The organism is Arthrobacter sp. P1_B9 (genome assembly GCF_056406495.1).
On record NZ_JBFUAA010000001.1, the window covers coordinates 558,303 to 578,782 of the forward strand.

The 20,480-nt window shown below is 63.3% G+C and carries 15 protein-coding genes; 5 read left to right on the forward strand and 10 right to left on the reverse strand.

The genetic code is table 11. The features are described from left to right. Positions 1-178: 178 nt before the first annotated feature. A complete protein-coding gene (locus AC1D1A_RS02425; RefSeq protein WP_476947053.1) occupies positions 179-3,340 on the forward strand; it encodes a hypothetical protein in 3,162 nt (1,053 codons plus the stop codon). Between the two features lie 1,017 nt (positions 3,341-4,357). Here the strand turns inward: AC1D1A_RS02425 and AC1D1A_RS02430 are convergent. The 3 genes from AC1D1A_RS02430 to AC1D1A_RS02440 all read right to left on the reverse strand — a co-directional run bounded on the left by AC1D1A_RS02430 (position 4,358) and on the right by AC1D1A_RS02440 (position 7,712). Beyond that, positions 4,358-5,569, reverse strand: a complete 1,212-nt coding sequence (locus AC1D1A_RS02430; RefSeq protein ID WP_476871711.1) for a serine hydrolase domain-containing protein — start codon at positions 5,567-5,569, stop codon at positions 4,358-4,360. Between the two features lie 686 nt (positions 5,570-6,255). After that, a complete protein-coding gene (locus AC1D1A_RS02435) occupies positions 6,256-7,029 on the reverse strand; it encodes a DUF6994 family protein (protein ID WP_476947054.1) in 774 nt (257 codons plus the stop codon). 512 nt (positions 7,030-7,541) lie between these two features. Continuing rightward, positions 7,542-7,712 (reverse strand): hypothetical protein, encoded by a 171-nt coding sequence (locus AC1D1A_RS02440; protein ID WP_476947055.1) that lies wholly within the window; start codon positions 7,710-7,712, stop codon positions 7,542-7,544. A 1,602-nt stretch (positions 7,713-9,314) separates the two neighbouring features. Here AC1D1A_RS02440 and AC1D1A_RS02445 point away from each other — a divergent pair. After that, on the forward strand, positions 9,315-9,740 hold the full coding sequence (locus AC1D1A_RS02445; RefSeq protein ID WP_476858336.1) for an acyl-CoA thioesterase: 426 nt from the start codon (positions 9,315-9,317) through the stop codon (positions 9,738-9,740). A 553-nt stretch (positions 9,741-10,293) separates the two neighbouring features. Here the strand turns inward: AC1D1A_RS02445 and AC1D1A_RS02450 are convergent. Together AC1D1A_RS02450 and AC1D1A_RS02455 are read right to left on the reverse strand one after the other, a co-directional pair. Further along, entirely contained in the window at positions 10,294-10,929 is a 636-nt protein-coding gene (locus tag AC1D1A_RS02450) for a hypothetical protein (protein ID WP_476930817.1), read from the reverse strand. Between the two features lie 242 nt (positions 10,930-11,171). Further along, the gene (locus AC1D1A_RS02455; protein WP_476947056.1) at positions 11,172-13,580 is read right to left on the reverse strand and encodes an alpha/beta fold hydrolase; all 2,409 of its coding nucleotides are present in this window, start codon (positions 13,578-13,580) and stop codon (positions 11,172-11,174) included. A gap of 69 nt (positions 13,581-13,649) precedes the next feature. Here AC1D1A_RS02455 and AC1D1A_RS02460 point away from each other — a divergent pair, with 69 nt between their 5' ends. Beyond that, the gene (locus AC1D1A_RS02460) at positions 13,650-14,282 is read left to right on the forward strand and encodes a TetR/AcrR family transcriptional regulator (RefSeq protein WP_476850100.1); all 633 of its coding nucleotides are present in this window, start codon (positions 13,650-13,652) and stop codon (positions 14,280-14,282) included. A gap of 26 nt (positions 14,283-14,308) precedes the next feature. Next, positions 14,309-15,169, forward strand: coding sequence for a 3-hydroxyacyl-CoA dehydrogenase (locus AC1D1A_RS02465; RefSeq protein ID WP_476947057.1), 861 nt, complete (start codon positions 14,309-14,311; stop codon positions 15,167-15,169). A gap of 86 nt (positions 15,170-15,255) precedes the next feature. Here the strand turns inward: AC1D1A_RS02465 and AC1D1A_RS02470 are convergent, their stop codons facing one another. The 3 genes from AC1D1A_RS02470 to AC1D1A_RS02480 all read right to left on the reverse strand — a co-directional run bounded on the left by AC1D1A_RS02470 (position 15,256) and on the right by AC1D1A_RS02480 (position 18,463). Then, positions 15,256-16,062 carry an SDR family oxidoreductase gene (locus tag AC1D1A_RS02470; RefSeq protein ID WP_476947058.1) on the reverse strand — a complete coding sequence of 269 codons (807 nt, stop codon included), beginning with the start codon at positions 16,060-16,062 and terminating at the stop codon, positions 15,256-15,258. A gap of 246 nt (positions 16,063-16,308) precedes the next feature. Continuing rightward, the gene (locus AC1D1A_RS02475) at positions 16,309-16,689 is read right to left on the reverse strand and encodes a nuclear transport factor 2 family protein (protein WP_476858343.1); all 381 of its coding nucleotides are present in this window, start codon (positions 16,687-16,689) and stop codon (positions 16,309-16,311) included. Positions 16,690-16,960: 271 nt separating this feature from the next. Beyond that, positions 16,961-18,463, reverse strand: coding sequence for a phospholipase D family protein (locus AC1D1A_RS02480; RefSeq protein ID WP_476858344.1), 1,503 nt, complete (start codon positions 18,461-18,463; stop codon positions 16,961-16,963). Between the two features lie 385 nt (positions 18,464-18,848). Here AC1D1A_RS02480 and AC1D1A_RS02485 point away from each other — a divergent pair, with 385 nt between their 5' ends. Further along, the gene (locus AC1D1A_RS02485; RefSeq protein ID WP_476856884.1) at positions 18,849-19,154 is read left to right on the forward strand and encodes a hypothetical protein; all 306 of its coding nucleotides are present in this window, start codon (positions 18,849-18,851) and stop codon (positions 19,152-19,154) included. 139 nt (positions 19,155-19,293) lie between these two features. Here the strand turns inward: AC1D1A_RS02485 and AC1D1A_RS02490 are convergent, their stop codons facing one another. Together AC1D1A_RS02490 and AC1D1A_RS02495 are read right to left on the reverse strand one after the other, a co-directional pair. Next, positions 19,294-19,812, reverse strand: coding sequence for a DUF2087 domain-containing protein (locus AC1D1A_RS02490; protein ID WP_476850094.1), 519 nt, complete (start codon positions 19,810-19,812; stop codon positions 19,294-19,296). 143 nt (positions 19,813-19,955) lie between these two features. After that, positions 19,956-20,480 (reverse strand): HNH endonuclease signature motif containing protein (locus AC1D1A_RS02495; RefSeq protein WP_476947059.1); only part of this gene is annotated, 525 nt, incomplete at its 5' end.

Sequence of the window (20,480 nt, forward strand, 5' to 3'; positions counted from 1 at the left end):
GAGCCAGCCATCCTCACCAGCCCTGCCGTTCGCGCGATCGAAGCCTCCGCAGTCGTGCATCAACTCGGTACGTCACTTATTCGGAAGCACATTGCTATGTTTCCTGGCGCCAAGGTCTGAGCGGGGCCGGTTCCGTGCGTTAGTCTGGGGCGATTCAAGCAGAACCAGCAGGAGGTGAATGATGGCGTTCGGGGAAGCCGCTGCCCGTGATCCGCAGACACGGCCGGAAAAGCTTGCTCGGCTGGCTCGTCGTGGAAACCCGACCATCCGAAGACTCGTCGCTCTGAACCCCTCGACGCCGATCACAGCGCTTAGCGAGCTTGCGACAGACCGCGATGCCGCGGTCGTGCACGCAGTGGCTGGCAATCGACTTTCTCCTACTGTTGTACTTGAGGAACTGTCGCGCAGTAGCGACAGCGCTGTCAGGGAGACCATAGCAGCGAATCCTGCCACGCCGGCATCGGTCCTTGCGGAGATCGTCAAGGCTCAATCGGCCTCTGACCAGGAGAAGCTTGCAGTAGCAGCGAATCCATCGGCGTCGTCGGCTACCCTCTCCAAGTTGAGAATGATGCGCTACTTCAAGTCCAGCGAGATAGAGCACCGGATGCTCGTCACCGTCGCATCCAATCCGAGCGCATCAGAGGACACTCTTCGGTACCTGTTCGAGCGAGATGAGAAGTCGCCAACGCAGCGGGAAGTCAACAGGGCCATCGCGGGAAACCCTGCCGCGCCCCTCGACACACGCGTGGAGTTGTTCGGGATGGATGCCTATCGTGACGTCGTGCTCGCGAGTGAGCCACGCCAGGCATCGAAGTCGCGGATTGCGAGCGCTCGTGCGGCCTCTAATCGTGCAGCCGAGATGTTGGCCCAAAGTCCGGACCCGGAGGTCCGCCGGGCGGTGTCCTTGGCTCCAGGTGTCACGGACACGATCCTTGCTGGCCTATCGGATGACGCGATTCCGGCGGTTGCGCGGGTTGCGCGAGCGCGTAGGGCAAGGAATCAGGGCGAACTTGAAGAGTTCACGGCGAGTACCGACGTCTTAGTGCTCGAAGCGCTGATCAGGAATGCGAACACGCCTGCGGAGCTCATGGCAGCGGTGGCAGAGGCGGGGCTATCGTCGGTCGGTGAGGACACTCTAGAGATCCTCGCAAAGGACCCTGCCACGCCCAGTCACATCCTGCAAAAACTGCTCGACAGAACACCGGGCCTCTCTCAATGGACGGCTGGGCGGCTAAAGCAAGCGGTTGCATCGAACCCGCGGATTTCGGCCGAGACGTTGCAAACTCTTGCGATGGACGAGGACGCTGGCGTACGGGCACTGGTAGCCAAGTCATCCGCGATTCCGCTGGAAGGTCTTGTCAAGCTCGCGGCCGATGCCGATCCCAAGGTCCGAGAAGTGGTCGCCAACAACTCAGCAACACCAGTCGAGCTGTTGCTCAGGTTTGCGACCGATGAGGCACCAACAGTCGTCAAAGCGGTTGTCTCACACCCGAGCGCCACGGCCGATGTTCTCGACAGGGTGGTGAGTGATCAGCTCGAACGGCGTAAGGGTCTTCGCCCCAAGTCTCAGTTCAGCCGTGATCTGCCTGATTTCCCACTTGGGCCGCTTACAGCGGTCGCTGCGAATCCACGGACCGGCCAAGACACCCTGCGCACCCTCGTCGACTCGGTTGATCGGGCGCTGAAGAGCATTCCCGACTATTCCCGCAATGAAACCGTCATTGGCCGAGAGGCGCGTGTTTGGGAAGGCGTTGGCGGCAACCCGTCTGCACCAGCTGATCTACTCGACCGGGTTGCCCACGAAGTCCACAAGGTGGTGTGGACCAAGACTGATCCAGATCGCGGGAGCATTGATCTGGAGAGCCTCCGCGAGTCGACGCTGAGTAACATCGTCAGGAACCCCTCAGCTTCGGTCGAGACTCTGCAGTTCCTGAGTTCCGGCGACTGGGTTGCTCGCCTGACCACGAAGCGCAGCGAACGTGACGGCAATCATACAACGAGGTGGACGGTTTGGGATGACTTTGCGACTGCTGCCGCTCAACAGGACATGGCCAGCTCGGTAAGGGAGGAGATTTCGTGGCGGCAATGGAGCGATACTTCGAACAGCAAGAACCGGATCGAGTTCGCCTCCAATCCAGATGCGTCCCGAGAGATCTTGGAGGATCTGAGCACTGATTCGGACCTGGCTGTCCGCTGTGCGGTCGCCTCCAATCCATCGACCGACCCGGAGGCCTTCCAGCGGCTTGCTGCCGACCCGGCCGTCGAGGTTCGGCTGGCCGCGGCCGCTGCGACACACCCGGACTTGGCGATCTCGAAGCACAGGCCTTATGGGTCTTATGGGTATTCGCGGGACTCGCGCGAGTCGCTTTACCGCCCCGCCTTCGATCAGCTGGCTGGAGATCGGGACGCGACTGTGCGCTCCGCGGTTGCGGAAAACCACGGCGTATTCTGGAGCGCGCTTTCAAAGGAAGCCCGTGATCGCTATGCCTTTGATGATGACCGCGGCGTTCGGGCATCGCTTCTAGGAGCAATCGCAGGTAAGGAACGCGGCATTATGAGTCGTGACTTCGGCCTGTCGGTGGATGCTCTCATTCACCTGATCGATACCGGCGGACCTGACGTGTGGAGAAGTATCGCTGAGAAGGGCCACTCGGATCTTCCCGTCACCGTCCTGAATCGGCTTGCCGACACCGGGGACACCGATACCGTCGTGCGCGTCGTCAATGCGTACCATACGGACCTTCCCCTGTTGACTCGGCTAGCAGCGTCGGAGGATGCTGCGGTAGTCGCGGCGGTAGTCGCGGCGGTTGAGCCCAAGCGCTTCTTCAGAGATAACGATTGGTTAATGGACGAAGAACTGGAAGGGACTCTCCTGAGTAATCCCCTGACGCCGGGGGATTACCTGTTGCGGTTCGCGTGGGAGCACCATCTCGAGCGTCGAGCCGAGAAGGCCATTAGTGCGTATCGTCAGTCGAAGAGTCCAGCGGCCTCGTGGACGCCAGAATCTTTCCGTGGACGACTCGACGAGGAGGCAGCGATTCGGAAGCGGGTGGAGCAGGAAGAGTGGCAATTCCTGCGGATCGCTATCGCTCATCCCAATTTCCCTGAAGCGGTGCTCATTGCGTATGCGTCGGGTGCGAGTAAACGTCTTATCCGCGCTGCGGTGCGTAGTGGCAACGTGCGAGTCCTTATCGCTGCGGCATCGAACTCTGAATCACCGACCGAGATTCTCACCGAGCTTGCAGAGCAGGCTGAGCCAGAGGTGCGTCAAGCGCTACTTGACAACAAGAGCACCCCGCCGGAAGCCTTGGTTCTTCTGATCCAGTCTGGAAGGGAATGATCAGTAGAGAAGGTCATGAACGGGGGACGTCACCCTCGCGGTGGCCCCGCTGAACGCGCTTCTTTGGCTGGTCAATCGGGCTCTTGGAACATTCGGCGGACTCGCCCCGTGATCCCCACCGGATCGGCGAAGAGCCCTTAAAGTAATTGGCCTGATACCAGGCTCCGGAAAAGTTGCCAACTAGTTTGGAAATTCCGTCGGAGGCTGTCGCTCCAGATCTGCAAGAACCCAGGGGACAACTACGTTGAAAAGTGCCAAGTCGACTGGAATCTCACACTCCTTTCCTTCGTAACCCGAAACGACCCCGCACGGAGACGCGTGCGGGGTCGTTTCATTCAAAGGTCATTTATTGTGTGCTCATGTTCCGACACGAAGACTGGCCTAGTTGGCGGTGTGTGTGAAATTCGGAGCTAGTTGATTTCTTTCGGACCAAGTTGGACCAATTCTGGTCAACCTGACCTCGGTGCAACTTGGTCCGAATCTGGCGCCTCAGGTGAGATGGCGCGTAAGTGGAAGAACCCGTCCCGACCTATGTGGGTGCACTCTTCCTCGTCCAGTCAGAAGTCTTCCACTGAGGGCAAACAGCCATCCGGCCCTGACGATGCCATCGGGGACAACGGCTCTGAGCGGGGGAGCGCGGTGGTGGAATTCACTTTTCTGTCTTTGCTGCTGATGGTCCCGCTGGCCTAGTTCGGACCAATGGTCTGGTTGTCCAGTATGTCCGTAGATTAACAATTCCTTTTCGAGATATTCAGTAACGTAGCAATTGCTAATTTCGAACCGGCGGAGCATTCCACTGGCTACTCGGCGGCGCTTCCGCGGGAGCAGAACTGGCGGATCGCCGCGCTGCAGGCGTTGCGGTAAGGACGATGACCGTGGCGGTGGCGGAACCGGCGCGAGTGGCGCCTGGGCTGGGATTGTTGGGACGGGATAGGCCCGCGTGCCGAGCGGCCTCTGGCTGAGGTTGCCGCGTTCACGGTGGGAAGACCTCCCTCAACTCCCGGCTGTGCAATCAGCTCAGTGGCAGAGGTTGTCGAGGGTTTCCTGGGCAGCCTGTTCCATCTGCGTACCGAGCAGGTCGATGCGGCTTGCGGTTGCCGGGTCCTGCCAAGGCATCGGCCGAACTGCCATGGCCATCGTGACCTGGCTGCCGCCGTCGGCGCTCGTGACGGAATTACTCATGTAACCGAATATCGCCCCGTGATGGCCGTAGCGGAATTCGCCGGAACATGCGTCAGGAAACCGGCTTAGACCGAGCCCGTATTCCGCGAAGCCGGCCTTCTTCTTCATTTCCTCCAGCATGGCGGGGGAAAGCAGCTGGCCCTGGAGGAGGGCCCGGTAGAAGGTGTTGATGTCCTGCGTGGTGGAGATGACGCCGCCTGCGGGGGAGCCGACCCAAACCTCGGCCTGGGTGACATCGACCCGTTCGCTGCCATCCATGATGTAGGCGTGGATGTTGTCCGGAGCCCCGCGGTCTGGTTCGGCCAGCGACGTGTGCTGAAGTCCCAGAGGGGCAAAGATGTCTTGATTGAGCACGTCGGCGACGGGACGTCCGCGGAGCTTTTCGATCAGCTGGCCAAGAGCCAGGTAATTGGAGTTCGAGTATGAAAAGCGGTCCACATTCTTGGACTCCCACGGGAGCGTGGCGGCCAGCTCGAGTCCCCGCTGCAGGCTGAGCCGCGTGTTCATAACCTGCTGCAGTGGTTCCGCCTCGTGTTCTGCGTCTCCGTAGTCGGGCATGCCGGAGTTGTGGTCCAGCAACTGGCGGACGGTGATCGGTCCGGGCGGCCGCAGCGTGGTCCGGAAACTCTCCAGGACGCCGTTCACCGGGTCATCGAGCCCAATGAGTCCCTGGTCGACGAGTTTCAGGACGGAGACGGCGACCATCGACTTCGTAATGCTGGCCACCGATACCCGGTCCTGCGGCTGGGCCGGGTCATTGGTATCTAGGCTTCGCACCCCGTAGGCCTTGGACCATTCCCCGCCAGGCCATCGCAGGTGCACAACAAAGGCCGTCGCACCACCGTCCATGAAGTGCTGGACCCTGCGTTCCAGAGAATCAGTCGCTGCCTGGATCGCGGCGGCGCTCGGCGGAGTCGGCCCGGAAGGGGCCGGGCCGGGAGGGGCTCCCACGCAACCGCTCACAGCGACAAGCAAAACCGCGGAAAACGCGGCACCGATCAGACGAAGACGCGTCCGCCACCAAGCAGGCAAGGCACCCATGAACATCCTATTACGCTCAAATGTGTCTTCTGGATAGGCATGGCTCTCAAAGTCCCTCCGCAGGCAGCCTGCTGAGTCGGCCAAGCCCGGTCTGAGACCGCCTCCTGGTCAGGGCGTTGCTGAGTACCATGGCGATCAAAGTTCTTCGCTTTGGCATCGATGCAGATCAGCGCGCAATGGTCGCCGGTTTCGTCAGGAATCTGGACGGGCATCTCAACAGTTTGAAAGGAAATGCTGCGCCTCCTAGTCGTAGAGTCGAGCCTTCCGCCGCCCAGGTCCGATTTGCTAACTTACAGGCGGAAAGCCGGTCTGACAGGTTGTTAATGTCCGCGTGAAAAGGCCGTAACCACAAGGACCGATTGTTAATCTTTGGCCGTATTGGACACTGGTTGTCCAGTACGCTCGAAGATTAACAGGTCCGCGTGTAGATTTTCCGCACTTTAACAATTGTTAATTTCGGACCGCCTGGAAGCGGCAGCAGGCTAGTTTTCCGCCTGCTCGGTTCCTGGAATAGGGGAGACAACCACCACGCTTCGAGGCTTCTCCTGCAACCGAATTGCAGCACTTGCTCAAACGAGAGGCCAGCAAGGCGAACTGGCCGATCTCCTGGGGAGATTCCTAGATGCTGTGACAGGCGGAGCGCCGTGATTCGTCGCCTGTTCTCGCATTCTCGGGTAGGGACAGGCCGGTGTTTATTGCCGTCGGACCTCAATGTCGCGGTGGTTCTTCTCGACCCAGTCGGCCATCCGGTTGCCCCGCAGCGCTATGAACTTCAGCGAGGCTTCCTGAACCCTGACGTACTCGTCCTTCGTGACCGGGACGCCGAGGCGCGTGAAGACCTTGTCCTCATCCTCCTCGAGGAAGAAGTCGATCTTCCCCTCCGGCGTCACGAGATCCTGGAAGTGGAAGAACTCCACGAACTTCTCGAACGTACGGAAGAGTTCGAAGAAGTCCCCATAGTTAGTGGTGACGTCGGCGAGGGGGCTGCCTGGCTCCTTGGCGTAGTGGCGCCGAATGCATTCCAGAGTCAAGTCCATCCGGTCCGCAATCCGTATCCGCATTCCCCTGGCGGTGTTGAGGGTGGGCAGGTGTATTGTCCTGACGGGCCAGATCATGGCGCTGCCGATCGTGTACGGCGGGTCGAAATAGCGGCGCTTCTGCTCCTCACTCAACTCGGCCTTAGCCTCGACCAAGGCCTTGGGCTTCCCCCACCTGGTGTAGGAGTTCGTGATGGCGTCACTGCCGACCGTGAACCACTTGTCGGGCGTCTGCTCGAACATCAGGTAGTTTTTCCGACGCACCTTGGGAACTTCCGAGACCGCCAGTTCGAACAGCTGCCCCTCGCATAGCTGCTTCTTCCAGAGCAGCTGATGGTCAGCCTTGAGCCGCGGACTATGGGAGTCCGGGTCCCTTCCCGGAGGCGTGGTGTCGAGCAGGTAGTTGAAGGCAATGTCGAAGACGCGCATGGAAGGAAGTCTATGTGCCCGCCTTTTGCGAACCGCGGAACCTGCAGCTGAAACAACTGCACGGTCGCGCAAGCACTTGGATGATAATCTTCGGCGGCATTGGGCTCCTCCAAGGACCCGCGGCCACCCCTTTAGCCAATCCCTTGGTGAGAACCTGGCGCCGGGCTCGCAGAGCATCGGGCCGCCTACGACAAGCTTCGCCCTGATTTGCTCTGGTTGATGAGTTCCCCTATATCCACGCCTTCCCACACGGGCTAGCCTGGCTCCGCTTCAGTGTGCTGCGTGCTGATCGAACGCGAACTAATCAAGCTGCTGACCATACTTGGCCTGATCAACCGCGCTCTCCCTGTATGGCCGTCCGTCCTACCGCGTCCCGCTGGCGGGCATCTGCTGGTGCGCACAACACTTGCGCCGCTTCCCGGGCAGTGAGGCCACCCTGCCCAGCGCCGTGACTCTGACGTTCGAGGCAGTACGTCAGCTTGCCCTCCATAAGGTCAAACGCCGCCGACCCCCTACGCGGACCGGCAGTCCTGGTATTTATCTATCTGGATGACGTCAGCGACGGCCGTGTCTTCAACGGCCTCTTTTTCGGCCGACATCTCGACTGTGTGGTTGGTACTGTGCCGGAAGGCCGCGGGCGGGTTGGCGGTCTCGGCTGCGAACTCAGGAGCATCTCCGTTCACGGTTGGGACCTCTGGCTCGCTCAGCTTCGGGCGGAACAATCGCTGCGCAAGCCGTTTCCCCCCGGGCACGACTTTGGTGTCCCACAATGGTCTGCCCTTGGTGTCCCACAACTTAGTCGCACCCGGAATGAGGTAATTTTTCGCCAACGGAATCACGTACTTGTCAATGAGAAGCAGAGTGCGGTCGAAGTTTTGCTGGCGACGACGCTCTTCGGCCTCTTCTTCGCGCCTGCGGCGCGCGTCGTTCTCGCGGCTCGACCGCTCGTCGGCTCTAGGCTGGTTGGCCGGCTTCGGACGCCTCGGGTTCCGGTATTGGCTGCGTGGTCCTCAGTCCCAATTCTGACTACGGCAGTTTGATTCAGGACCGGTGTGACGGCTTGAACCAGGACCACCCACGACTCGCCGGTTGCTTGTGACGGTTTGAGTCAGGACCACCCCCATTTCCGCCCTGCACCTTCATTCCGTTCTGGCCGGAATTGGAGCACGGCCCAGCCTGTGTCAGGTCATCGGCGGCTCGCTACCGACGTGGGACATAAACCCTCGGCATCGCGAGAGGTTCCGGCCGTACAGTGCGGGGCAGTTGGAGAATCGAGTCCCTGGTGTCACGACTGGGCCGCCTCTAAATCTCAGGACGAGCAAAAGGAGGCGGATCCGGAACCACGACAGGAGCATAAAGGACCATCTGGTTTGTCCATGTCATGGCGCGCACGGGCTCCTGCGATCGCGGAAATACGCGGTAGCGAAAGTGGTCCTCGGTACCAAGTAGCCTGTCCATCTACATCAGTTCATTGTGAGATGTCGACCTAGTAGTTGGAAGAATGGCACCCTATTTGGAAGAAACGCATCGTCTAGTTGGAAGTCTTCCAAATAGCTACCACTAAAGCGGGCCTTGCACGGCAAATCGTGCAGGGCCCGCTTTGTGCGCTCTCAGCGGCTCTTGGCTTGTTGACGACTGCGCAGGGAGTCGGTTCCAGCGGACTTTTTGGAGTGCAGGCAGCGCATCGCTCGCTCCTGTTGTGCTCATTGAAACCTGGACGGCCCCGCACGCCATACGCGTGCGGGGCCATTTTTGCGGGACGCGGCCCCAACATTTCCGCTTCATGGGCAAAGCTCACCCTTCAGGCGCTCACCGCTCAGGCCAGTGGCGCGCCGGTCCTACTCCGCCGTCCGTTACGGGCGGTCATTCCCGTCCGGTTCGAGGAGGGCCTAATTGGCGGCGTCGCAAAGCCTCCATAGCCGGCCGGCGCTGGTGGAGTGTGACGGGTTTACCCTAGTTGCATGGAGAACCAGAGGGGCTCATTGTATCTGGACGTCGCGGCGAAGGGCCTGTCCCTGGTGGGCGTTGTGATGATGGCTTTTGGGCATGGCGGTTGGTTCACCGTCGGTCTTTCCCTCATGTTCATCGGCGTGCTGATTGGGGCATGTGCCGTGGTAGCCGTCCGTCGGGTGCGGTCGCCTGCCGGTCCCGCCCGCCCCACACTTTTCGGCTCGTGGGGCCGAGGGGGCGGCTCCTCAGACGAGGATACGGGCTCCTGAACCGCGGGGCGGATCGGCTGCTTGCGGCTTCGCCGAGCAGTATTGTGGCAAGCTAAGGGGCACTGAATGGCGAAGGTACCGATTGTTTACAAGAGCACGCACCGGGTCAAGTTCTCCGAGCTCGACCCCTACAACCACGTGAGCACGGGGGAATACGCGACCTATTACGCAGATCACCGGATGGAGGGCCTGCGGGACTATGTCGGTTGGGATCTGGAAACGCTGGGCACATTGCCGTTCATGGTCTTGGTCCGGAGAATGGAGATCGACTTTCTGCGGCCTGCTCGGGGCGATCAGGAGATCACCATCACGTCGTTCGTGCGCGAGTTCCGCGGGCCCGATGCGCTTATCGAGTGCGCCATGGTCGATTCCGGCGGAACGAACGTGTCGCGCTGCGTCATGACCGTTGCCCACGTCGACAAGGAAACGAGTCGCGCGACGGACTGGCCGGCCGACGTCATGGCGCTGTTCTTCGAAAAAGAAGCCCCATGAGCGCTTCGGGTCGGTCTATGAACCGTTTATCGGTGACGAATGGTGACCACTCTCGGAACCAGGGACGAACAGGACTTTCGGTGACTACCTAGAGGCCGGAGTCGCGGGTCGCAGTTTTAACCGCTGGCGGAGATGTCGTTGTCTTGCAGTTCGGCCCCAACCTCAAGGCGTGATCTGGGCGCCGGTCCACGGATTCGTGGGAGAGCTTGATGGGTTGATCGAACTCCACCCGCACTCGCACGAGGATTTCTCGGTCCCTGGCTTTGAGCGGCATCGGAGGCTCCGAGTTTGGTGGGCTGGTGGAGGAACGCTACCTGTGTCCGGCTCAGTGGGATAGGGCCGCGCCGTGCCCTTATTTGGCCAGCGAGAACTTCAACGATGCCATCCGGGCCTTGGGCTCCGGTCGATCTGGCGCGACTGGAATGGATTGAGCCCAAACCCTGCGGCGCCCATCTGCCCGTGGGTTCTGGTTCGGACTGTCAAAGCGTTCGTGGACCCTTACCTAAAGGTCCGGCCCGGCCGCCAGTGAGGCGGCCGGGCCGGATCCGAAGGCTCAGGTGTAGCTCAGGCTGAGCAGCAGTGCTTTGAGTTGGGTGTATTGGTCTGTCGCCATCCAGGCTTTCGCGGCCTCCCTGTTCGGGAACCCCGGGTCGCCGAAAAGGACCCGGGTGAACAGTCCGCCGTTGGCGGTGGAGACGAGATTGCACCATGATGCGACGCCCTCGCCCTCCTTCAGCGACCGGGGATCAGTTAGCCCCATGAAGTAGGCATCGCCATCACCAAAGGATTCCACAGCGAATCCGAAGACGGGCTTCTTGCCGTCCGGCGCCGTCATACCGGAAACTGCCTTGTGATCGAACACGTGACGCGTCACGGGACCGCCAGTGCACCCTGCAGTGACGCCGTTGGCCAGGAAGAGCAGATCGTTTCCCGCACCGTCAGCAACGGTGACCTCAACGCCGGGGAGGCCGGCGGGCGGGTGCACGGTTCGCACGGTCCAGGTCTCCGGATAGGCGAAGGAGATGTGTCCGTCCGGGAACGTGAAGGTCTTCAGCGCGGGAGACCCGTGCTTAGCCGCTGAGGCGGGAACCTCCGACGCCGGTACCGCCCTGGCGGCAGGCGCCGTCGGTCCTGCAGTGGAAGCAGGTGGGAAAGTTAAAGTCGCCGTGCGGTCTGCCATGGTACTCACGACAAGGCTCGAAGCGGCGGCGGGAGCCCCTGGCTGTGGCCCACAGCCGGCAAGGGCGAGGCCGATGGAAGAACCTGCGATGGTGACGGCAGTGAAGAGTCTGGCGCGATGTGAATGCATTGTGTAGCCCCCAATTCTTATGACGGCGGGCCGAACGTCCCGCTTGAAAGCAAAGTTTCCGGGACGCTGCCAGTAATTACAGCCAGGGCAAGTTATTTATGCCTTCCGATCGCCCACACGCCTCAGATGGCCGCCGCCTGCCTCCCCGCCGGCACCCGTGACAGGAAGTCCTCCACCACCGCGGCGAACTCGTCGGGCCGTTCGATCTGCGGCATGTGCCCCGTCTTCAAGAATGTGTACGACTCGGCGTGTGGCAACGCTGCCACTGCCGCCTCGAGGTGGCTGAACGGGAGGATGTGGTCGTGGTCGCCCCAGACCACGAGCGTGGGAGTCTCCGACTGCGCCAAGGCCCCGAGGAGGGCTCTCCGCCACCCGGCCCTGACGCCAAAGATGGTTCCGAGGTCGCGAGCGACGTCGAGGAGAGTTTGGCGGTGGGACGCCCGCTGCGACAAAGCGAACGCGTGGTCAACGCGGGCGTCGGTCACCAGTGCTTGGTCGTAGAAGATCGACTGGACGGTGCGGCGCGAAGCCACTGGATCCGGACGCAGCAGCAACGCCGCGAGCGGCCCGACCGCGAGCAGGCGCAATACCAGTGCAACCTCCTTGCCAAACCCGGCACTGTTCGCAAGAACCAGCGCCGAAACACGGTCCGGGTGTTCGGCAGCCAGTTTCATGGCGACGGCCCCGCCCAGCGAGTTTCCCATCACGGGGAGCGGCTCGTGCACCCCGACCGYGTCGAGGAAAGCCGGCAAGACGTCGGACAGCTTCGCCAACGTCGCCGGCCCGGAAAGCCGTTCCGAGTAAGCAAATCCGGGCAGGTCCACGCTGTAAACGGCGTGGCGTGCCGAGAGCCGCTCGTGCTGCCCGTTCCAGTCCTCCAGGCTCTGGCCGATCCCGTGCAGGACCAGCACCGGGTCGCCGCTGCCGGTCTTCCGGTAGCGCAACCGCGTGCCTGCGACGTCGACGTATCCCGTCCCCGGGAGCGCCAGGGGATCCCGGCGCACACATGGCGCCCCACCGGACGCCCGCACCCGTTGTCCGCGCCGACCGAAACGGACCCGGTCGGTCAACCTGCCGGCCCTCAGGAGGGCAAAGTCTCGGAAGTAATTCTGGTGCAGCCGCCACGGTGAACCGGCACCCTGCCGGGGCAGCTGATCGGCCCCGCGGAAAATGTAGCCGGCCTTCAGGTCAATCAGGGAGGACAGCTCACCGTTGGCGACATCGGCAGGCGCCGCGGGCACCACCCAATGCAGTCCCCGCCGGTCAAGATGCTTCAGCAGCCGGCAGACGTAGCCGGCGACCAGATCCGCCTTCAGGGTCCACGAGGCATTGGTGTACCCGATGGTGAGCGCAAAGTTGGGCACGCCGTCGAGCATCATGCCCTTGTAGGTCAGGGTCTTGCCCACATCCACGGGCTCGCCGTCGACGGTGAGCGTCATCCCGCCAATCACCAGCAGATTCAATCCCGTCGCCGTGACGATGACGTCGGCCGGGATCGACCCGCCCGAGACCAGGTCAATCCCGTCCGGCGTGATCCGGGAGATCCTGTCGGTCACGATGTCGGCAGTGCCTGCGCTGATCGCGCGGTAGAGGTCCCCGTTGGGGATCGCGCAGACCCGCTGGTCCCACGGCTGATACGACGGCGCCAGGTGCGTGTCCACCGCAAAGCCCTGCGGCAGCTTGGCGACCGCCGATTTGCGCAGGATCGCTTTCATGGTCTCCGGCCGCCGTCGGCTGAGCTGGTACGTGAACATCGAAAAGAGAATGTTCTTGACCCGAACGACGTCGTACGCCAGTTGCGCGGGCAGCTTGCCCCGGAGGCGGTCGGCCAGGTGGTCGCGGGACGGCACGGGGGCGATGTACGTGGGGGAGCGCTGCAGCATCGTCACCTTCGCGGCTGACTTCGCCATGGACGGCACAAGTGTCACCGCGGTGGCCCCGCTGCCGATGATCACCACCTGCTTGCCCTCGTAATCGAGGTCGGCCGGCCAGTGCTGCGGGTGGACGATCGATCCGGCGAAGGTGTCGGCGCCCTCAATGGCAGGGGTAAACCCCTCGTCATAGCGGTAATAGCCCGAGCACACAGACAGGAAAGAGCATGTGAACGTGACCGCCTCGGCGGTGCCGGGTCCCGGGTCGCCGTGCCGGAATTCGCCCTCGGATGTGCGGACGGCCGTCACCGTCCACAGCGCGGTGTCGCTGGACCAGCCGGCAGAGACCACCCGGGTGTTCAGCCGGATCTGCGGAGACAGGCCCTCGTCCGCAATGGTCGCCTCGATGTAGTCGCGGATCGAATCGCCGTCGGCGATCGCCTTGGCACCGGCCCAGGGCCGGAAGGAATAGCCGAGCGTGTACATGTCGCTGTCGGAGCGGACGCCCGGGTATCGGAAGAGATCCCAGGTGCCGCCCACCGTGCCCCGGGACTCCAAGATCGTGAACGTCTTCCCTGGTGTTTCGCGTTTCAGCCGGCTCGCGAAACCTATGCCGCTCAGCCCGGCTCCGACAATCAACACATCCACGTGCGCGCTCATCACGCCAAGCTATCGACTTAAAGTCGAGAGAGTCAACACCGTGTTGATACCTCGCGTTAGGATGGGCGCATGGCTCCACGTGGAAGACGTACAGCACGGGTCTCGGGGGATGAACGCCAGGACGCGATCCTCACCACCGCCGAGGCGCTCCTTGGCGAGCGGTCCTTCGACGACGTTTCGATCGAGGAGCTGGCCCGCGGCGCCGGCATCTCGCGCCCCACCTTCTACTTCTACTTCTCGTCCAAGGATGAGATGCTGCTGGCCCTTCTGGACCGGGTGATCTCCGAGGTAGAGCACCGTGTCAGTGAGTTGCCGCGAAATTTCGAAAGTGACCCCGCGGGAGCCTGGACGCGCTCCATTGGCATGTTCGTTGAGGTGTTCGTGGCGCATCGCGGCGTCGCCACCGCGGCGATTGCAGCGCGGGCCCGCAACGACGAGGTGCGCGCCCTATGGTCCAAATCGATGCAGTCCTGGGTCGATTTCTCGAGCGATGTCATCTCGTCGGAGCAAGCCCGAGGGGCTGCGCCGGACGGCATCGACGCCCATGACCTGGCCGTAAGCCTCAATCTCATGAACGAGCGGGTGATCACCGCCGTCCTCAACCGGGAGATTCCCGCGATCGCGGAGTCCCATGCCCTGGACGTGTTATCCACCATCTGGATCCGCAGTATCTACGGGTCCGTCAATCCCGGCCGTTCCTAGCGTCCGGGTGGAAAGGAAGAACCCGCATGCCCCACCAGATCAAGACCCTGACCGTGCTCGGCACCGGAGTGCTCGGTTCCCAGATCGCCTATCAGGCCGCCTTCCACGGATTCGCTGTCACCGCCTACGACGTCGACGGCGACGCCCTGGAGAAGGCCCGGGCGCGCTTCGCCCGGCTTGTCGGCATCTACCGGGCGGCCAACGTCGGCGGTGCCGGAGAGAGCAAAGCCGAGGCAGCTCTTGAAGGCCTCCGCCTCACCGCCAACCTCGGGGACGCCGTCGCCGATGCAGACCTTGTGATCGAGGCCGTTCCTGAGCTGCTCGAGGTGAAGCGGGACGTCTACCGCACGCTCGCAGATCTGGCCCCCGCCAAGACCATCTTCGCCACGAACTCATCAACTTTGCTGCCCAGTGATCTCAAAGATTCCACCGGCCGCCCCGACCGCTTCCTCGCCATCCATTACGCCAACAACATCTGGGCGCAGAACATCGCCGAGGTGATGGGCACCGCCGAAACCGATCCCGCAGTCTTCGACGCCGTCGTCGACTTCGCGCGAAACAGCGGGCTGGAGCCAATCGAGATCAGGAAGGAGAAGGCCGGCTACGTGCTGAACTCCCTGCTGGTCCCGCTCCTGAACGCGGCCGCCGGCCTGCTGCTGCAAGGCGTCGCCAGCCCGGAGACGATCGACAAGACGTGGCGCATTGCCACCGGAGCGCCGAGCGGTCCGTTCCAGATCTACGACGTCGTCGGGCTGGGAACCGCCTACAACATTGCCGCCTCATCGCCAGACCCCGGATCGCAGGCCTTCGCTCGGTACCTCAAGGACAACTACATCGACCAGGGCAAGCTCGGCGTCGAGACGGGCGAGGGTTTCTATACCTACTAAGTCTTCGCGTGGGCTGACGGACGGTGCTGACGGACGGTCTAGCGGAGGGGGGAGTGGCTGCGGAAGCGCTTTTTACACGGACCCGGTCAGCCCTGGCGGTCCGTGTCCAGGACGGTGACGTCCAGGGGCATGCGCTTGGCGCGACGGAGGCGTCCGGCCAGCACGTTGCGCACGCCGCGGGTCACCATGGTCGTCTTGGTCAGATACCGGAACTCGGCGGCGTCCGACGTTACCAGGTCCAGCAGCGGCCGCGCGGCGTCGTCAGGGGTCTGCCCCCACAGCCCGACGACGACCTGCAGCCCGCCCAGCCGATGCTCGTACCCGGGCTGGGACGTGACGTGCCCCAGCATGTCCGTGATCACCAGGCCCGGATTCATGCCATGCACCCGGACGCCGGTGCCCTTGGTCTCCACCCGCAACGTCTCGGTGAACTGGCGGACCCAACGCTTGCTTGACGCATACGCGTTCTGCAGCGCCACCGGCCCCTGGTCGCCGTGGCCGTACACGTTGACGAGGTCGCCGCGACCTTGGCCGATGAACACCGGCAACGCCACCCTCGACCCGTGGAACGTGCCGAGGATGTTCGTGCGCACCACCTGCGTGAAGTCCTCGACCGGCGTGGAGGCCGTCGGCCCGAAGACACCGGAAGCTCCGGCGTTGTTGACCCAGATGTCGAGCGTCCCGCGGCTAAGGGCCTCGTCGCGCAGGGCCTCGACGTCGGCCAGTTCACCGGTGTCGCAGTGACGCCCGGATGCCACGATCCCTTCCGCGTGCAGCCGCTCGACGGCGGCCGCGACGTCGGCGTCCGACCTGGACGCCAGCACCACCGTCGCCCCCTGATGCCCCAGCAACCGGGCCATGGCCAACCCCAGGCCGCGCGTCGAGCCAGTCACGACTGCCACGCGACCGCGGAGGACATCTCGTTGCGAACCCATGCTTCTCTCATACGCGTAGTGGCCGGGGAGAGCAAGGGCGCAGGAGTGGTGACAGTTCCGAGGTGGTTGTCCGCCGGGTGCTTCCCCGGCGGCGCCGTTCCATCGCAACGGGGCAATTGCCGGGGTCTGTCGGGACGCCGCGGACGGATTTAGACTGAATCATTCCGCGACGCTGGCGGCGTCTGCCTCGGGCGGGGAGGAAGATCAGCGGCCGCCTTGTCGTACGTAGTCGGCGGGATCGTAGTGGATCCGGAGTGTCGAGATCTTGCCGTTGTCGAAGCGGAAGAACTCTGCGAGCCGGACAATCCCGGCCGGCATGCGGGCGTCGTAGAGTATCGCGGAGCCATCTGCGCCGTGGACCTCTTGGATGATCTCGAGGTCCGACACCGTGGCGATGAAGCCTTTTACGCCTTGGCAGAATCCGGCGGCCCCTGTGCGCTTCCCTGCGATCGGACCTTCAAATTCGAGGTCGTCGACGAGCAAAGTGCGCAGCTCGCCGTCGGGGTCGAACGCATCTATGCCGGCGGCCAGGATCCGGTAGTAGCGCTGGAGTACGTCTGGCGCAGCCTTGCTCAGCGTGGACATCGGCAGCTCCTCCTTAAGATTGAAATCTTCAAGCTCTGCACATCGATCAGGCGGAGAACGCGGTTCAATTTGGACCGGATCGTCGCCGGTCAGGTTATATCCGTTGAGTACAGAAGTCACGACGTCGAGGAGGGCTGCCGCTGCGGCGTGGTGCTCGCCGTCGTCTGCCTGGGATGCACGAAGGCTGAGGCGGAGACGCAGCAGCGTGGCGGGGCTACAGTCCCCGGAGTCGTTCAGGCGTTCTGCTGGTTCGCGGCCGGCAGCGTCTTGCCTAGAACTGGGTAGTGCCGCGCAGCCGGCGGGGGCGGCCGTCTGGGTCCATGAGGAGGCGGCTCATCGGATCGGCCCAGAGGCGTTGGCGGGCCGACACCGGCTCTGGAGTGTGGTGGCGCGCGTGTCCCGCGGGTCGGGGGGAGCGGCGACCGGCTTCATGCCAGCGGTCGAGTGCGTCTGCGGTGGTGTTCCAAAGTTGGAGCCCGGCCGCCGGGTCGACGAGCCGGGGATCGTTCTGCTCCAGGCCCAGGTGTTCGGCCCAGAGTTGGAGCCGGAGCCCGTGGGCCAAAGGCCGGAAAGTGTCGCGGCTGTTGTCTGTGCCGGGCGCCTCCCGGTTGTCGACAGTCGTGTCGAGTACGGCGCAGGTGAGCTCGCTGTCGTTGGTCCAGGACCGGCGGTTGAAGTTGTCTGAGCCGCAGGTGAACCAGGTGTCGTCGATGATGCAGATCTTGGCGTGGACATAGATCGGAGTTCCCGCGCGGTTCTCCAGGTCGAACACGCCGACCCTGTCGGGCGCGACCCGACGCAGCATGCTGATGGCACGCAGTTGCCCGATCCGGGCCGCAGGCCCTGCGAGAGGCCCGTCAGCGTCGGGGTAACGGGGTACGACGGCGATCACGTTCAGGTCGGGATTCCGGTCGAGGGCCTCCGCGATTCCGGCTGCGACCTCTTTCGACCACAGGTACTGATCCTCGACGTAGATCAGCGAGCGGGCGCGGGCGAAGGCTTTCGTGTAGGCGCGGGCAATGCTGCGTTCCCCGTCGGGCGCGAACGGGAACGGGGGACGTTTCACCCCGTAGGTGCGCAGCAGCTGCACGGCGTGCTTGCCCGCCGGTGGCGGTGGCGGTGCAGTGGCCGGGAGCGGTTCGGGGTGCCGGGGCATGCGGGCCAGACGTTGCAGCAGCATCCGGTAGGGGGTGCGCCGGTCCAGAGGATGGGGGTCGTTCCACCGTTCAGCAAATACTGCCAGGACATCTGCGACCACGGGGCCACGCAGTTCGAGGGCGGCATCGTGCCATGGCGGTCGTTTCCCGTACCGGGAATCCATGCTCACGGCTTGCGGGTCTCCCGCGTGATCGGCATCGTCCCGACGGCTGTGCGAAAGGTCGATCCCGCCAACGAACGCGACATCCCGCGACGGGTTGTCACGACGGCGGATGACGAAGATTTTTTGGTGATGGGAGCCAAACAGGCGTACACGCTGATCCAGCAGCACCTCTCCGCCTGCGTCGTTGACCTGACGGCTTAGCAGCTCATTGGATCGGCCGCTGATCGGGGCCGACACGCGCTCTCCATGGGATCGCCAGACAAGGCCCCGCACTTCCACTCCCTCACGGGCCAAGCCAGCGAGCACCTCACCGATCGACGGTCCGTCCGCCAGCAGCCGCTCGTCGGCGTCGCCACGCCAGTCGGTGAACCACACGCGGTCCCCGGCCTGCAGAGCCGTCAACTCCTCATGCAGCCGGGCGAAGTAGGTCGCTCCATGAATCAGGGGCCGCACAAGATTGCCCTCCGACCACGGCGGCGATCCGGCCCCGTCCGCGTGTACGTCTGTGGCCAAATTCCCCCGCTCAGCGCGGCTCAGAAACCACGTACCAGCATCACTGTCCACTCAGTCCTTCTTTCGGCGCCCGAGCCCAGGGCACTAGTGTCCGGTCTTCAACGTAGCGACTGTGCTGCCTAATGTCACCGACCGGGTCAAAGGCGCCGGTAACAGGGGACCCGTGGAACACCCGCTCCTGTCGGGCGCCCACTTGAACTGATACCCAGGGATTGCTTGTAAGGAGGGCGGCGCAGCACCGGATCAAACTCGCTCTCCGGCCCTACCGGGATGACGCTGGACGGCCTATCGTGGTCCTGACATAGCCCGAGGGAAAGGAACGACGATGTTCACCCTGCAGATTAGCTATCCGGTCCGGGACTACGAGGCCTTTAAGAAGGTCTTCGACAGCGATCCTGCAGGCCGAGCCGCCTCCGGCGCCCGGTCTGTCCGCCTGTTCAGGGATACGGAGGACCAGAACAGCGTGGCCGTGCTCCTTGACTTCGACACCAGGGACGCCGCGACCGGCTTTCTGGATAAGTTGCGCAGCCAGGTGTGGGACAAACCCGAGGTGATCGGGCAGCTGATGACGGCAGCGCCGACAGCCAGGATTCTGGAAGAAGTGGCCCGCGAGGGCCAGGGCGCGGGCTGACCGCTGGGAATCATGCTGGACTCGCGGTGGCACAAGAAACCGCTGCATCCCGTGGGTGCCAATGTTGGCTCTCGGGCAGGTTTGGGCGCTATGAGAGCGTCGAGTTCAAAGCCCACGTAATGCCCGCATGGAGCCCGCGTTATGCCTGCCGGGAGTACGAGGAACCCGAGGCCGTCCGTTCCAGTAGTCCGAAGTCGATCATGTAGCGGCGCAGCATGACGACGTCATCGGTATAACTGAGCAGTCGTTCATTAACCTGCTTTTCCGTTAGGTGTTCGCCCGGCTCAAAGGCTTCGCTGACGATCCAGGCCAGGAGCTCCCGCCGTTCCGTCATGTTGGCTGGATACCTCTCGATCCGCCCCAAGCGCATGAAGCGGGCCAATCCGGTCTGCGGCTGCCGCCGGGGTTGCTGTGTGAGGAGGTCGCGGAAGATCGCCTCGGGTGCCTCAAGGTCACTGGCGGCATTGCTTTCCACGAGTCCTGACTCAAGGAGGGCAGCGATGGCCCGATTTCGCCGGTGGTCATTCAGGTCAGCAAGCACGTCGGGGAGCTTGGCGCCGAGCACTATTTGCGCGTAGGCGGTCCGAGCGTCCGTGTTAGCGAGGGCTGCCACTACACGCCGCCAGTGCGGTCCACTCACCATCGTCGTTCCGGTCACAGCGTTTTCCTCACTCCGCATTTGCCCCCGCCTGTGCTGGTCACGGGTACTTGGTCAACAGGCAAAATCGTAGCCCTGCGCGGGTGTGGCGGACAGGGCCTGCCGACGGCAGGCTGATGGCCCGGACATTGACGGTTGGCCGTTCAGATGGGTTGCAGCAGGCGGTATTCCGGCACTGTGTCGGGCAATTGGTGTCCGGCGGTGAATTGGTGCCAGTCCGGGAAGGGGTCCGGGGGCAGTTCCAGCTCGCAACGATGTCCTGGATCGGCGGGCTGGTCTTGATCGGGGCCCGTGTCGGGGTCGGGTTCCGGGTTGGGTTCGTCCGTGGCCGGGATGTGGGGCAGCCAGTCTTCGGGCCAGTGGGGTGGGTCCCAGTCCTGGTGTTCGCTGGGGTAGTAGCGTCCGGACGGGGAGGTCCAGCCCGGCGGGTGGTCTTTGCTGGCCCGGGACGGTGTCCAGGCGGAGGTGTGTTTAAGCCTGTGGTGTTTCGGGCAGGGCTGGCCGAGGTTCGAGATCCCGGTGGTGCCGCCGTCGGCCCAGGCCAGGAGGTGGTCTGCCTCGTTGTCCACGGAGTGGTTGCCGCAGCCGGGGAACGGGCACCGGCCGTCGCGGAGCCGGAGCCAGTGGCGCTGGGCCGTCGTGAGCCGGTAGCTGGTCCGGCCGATTTC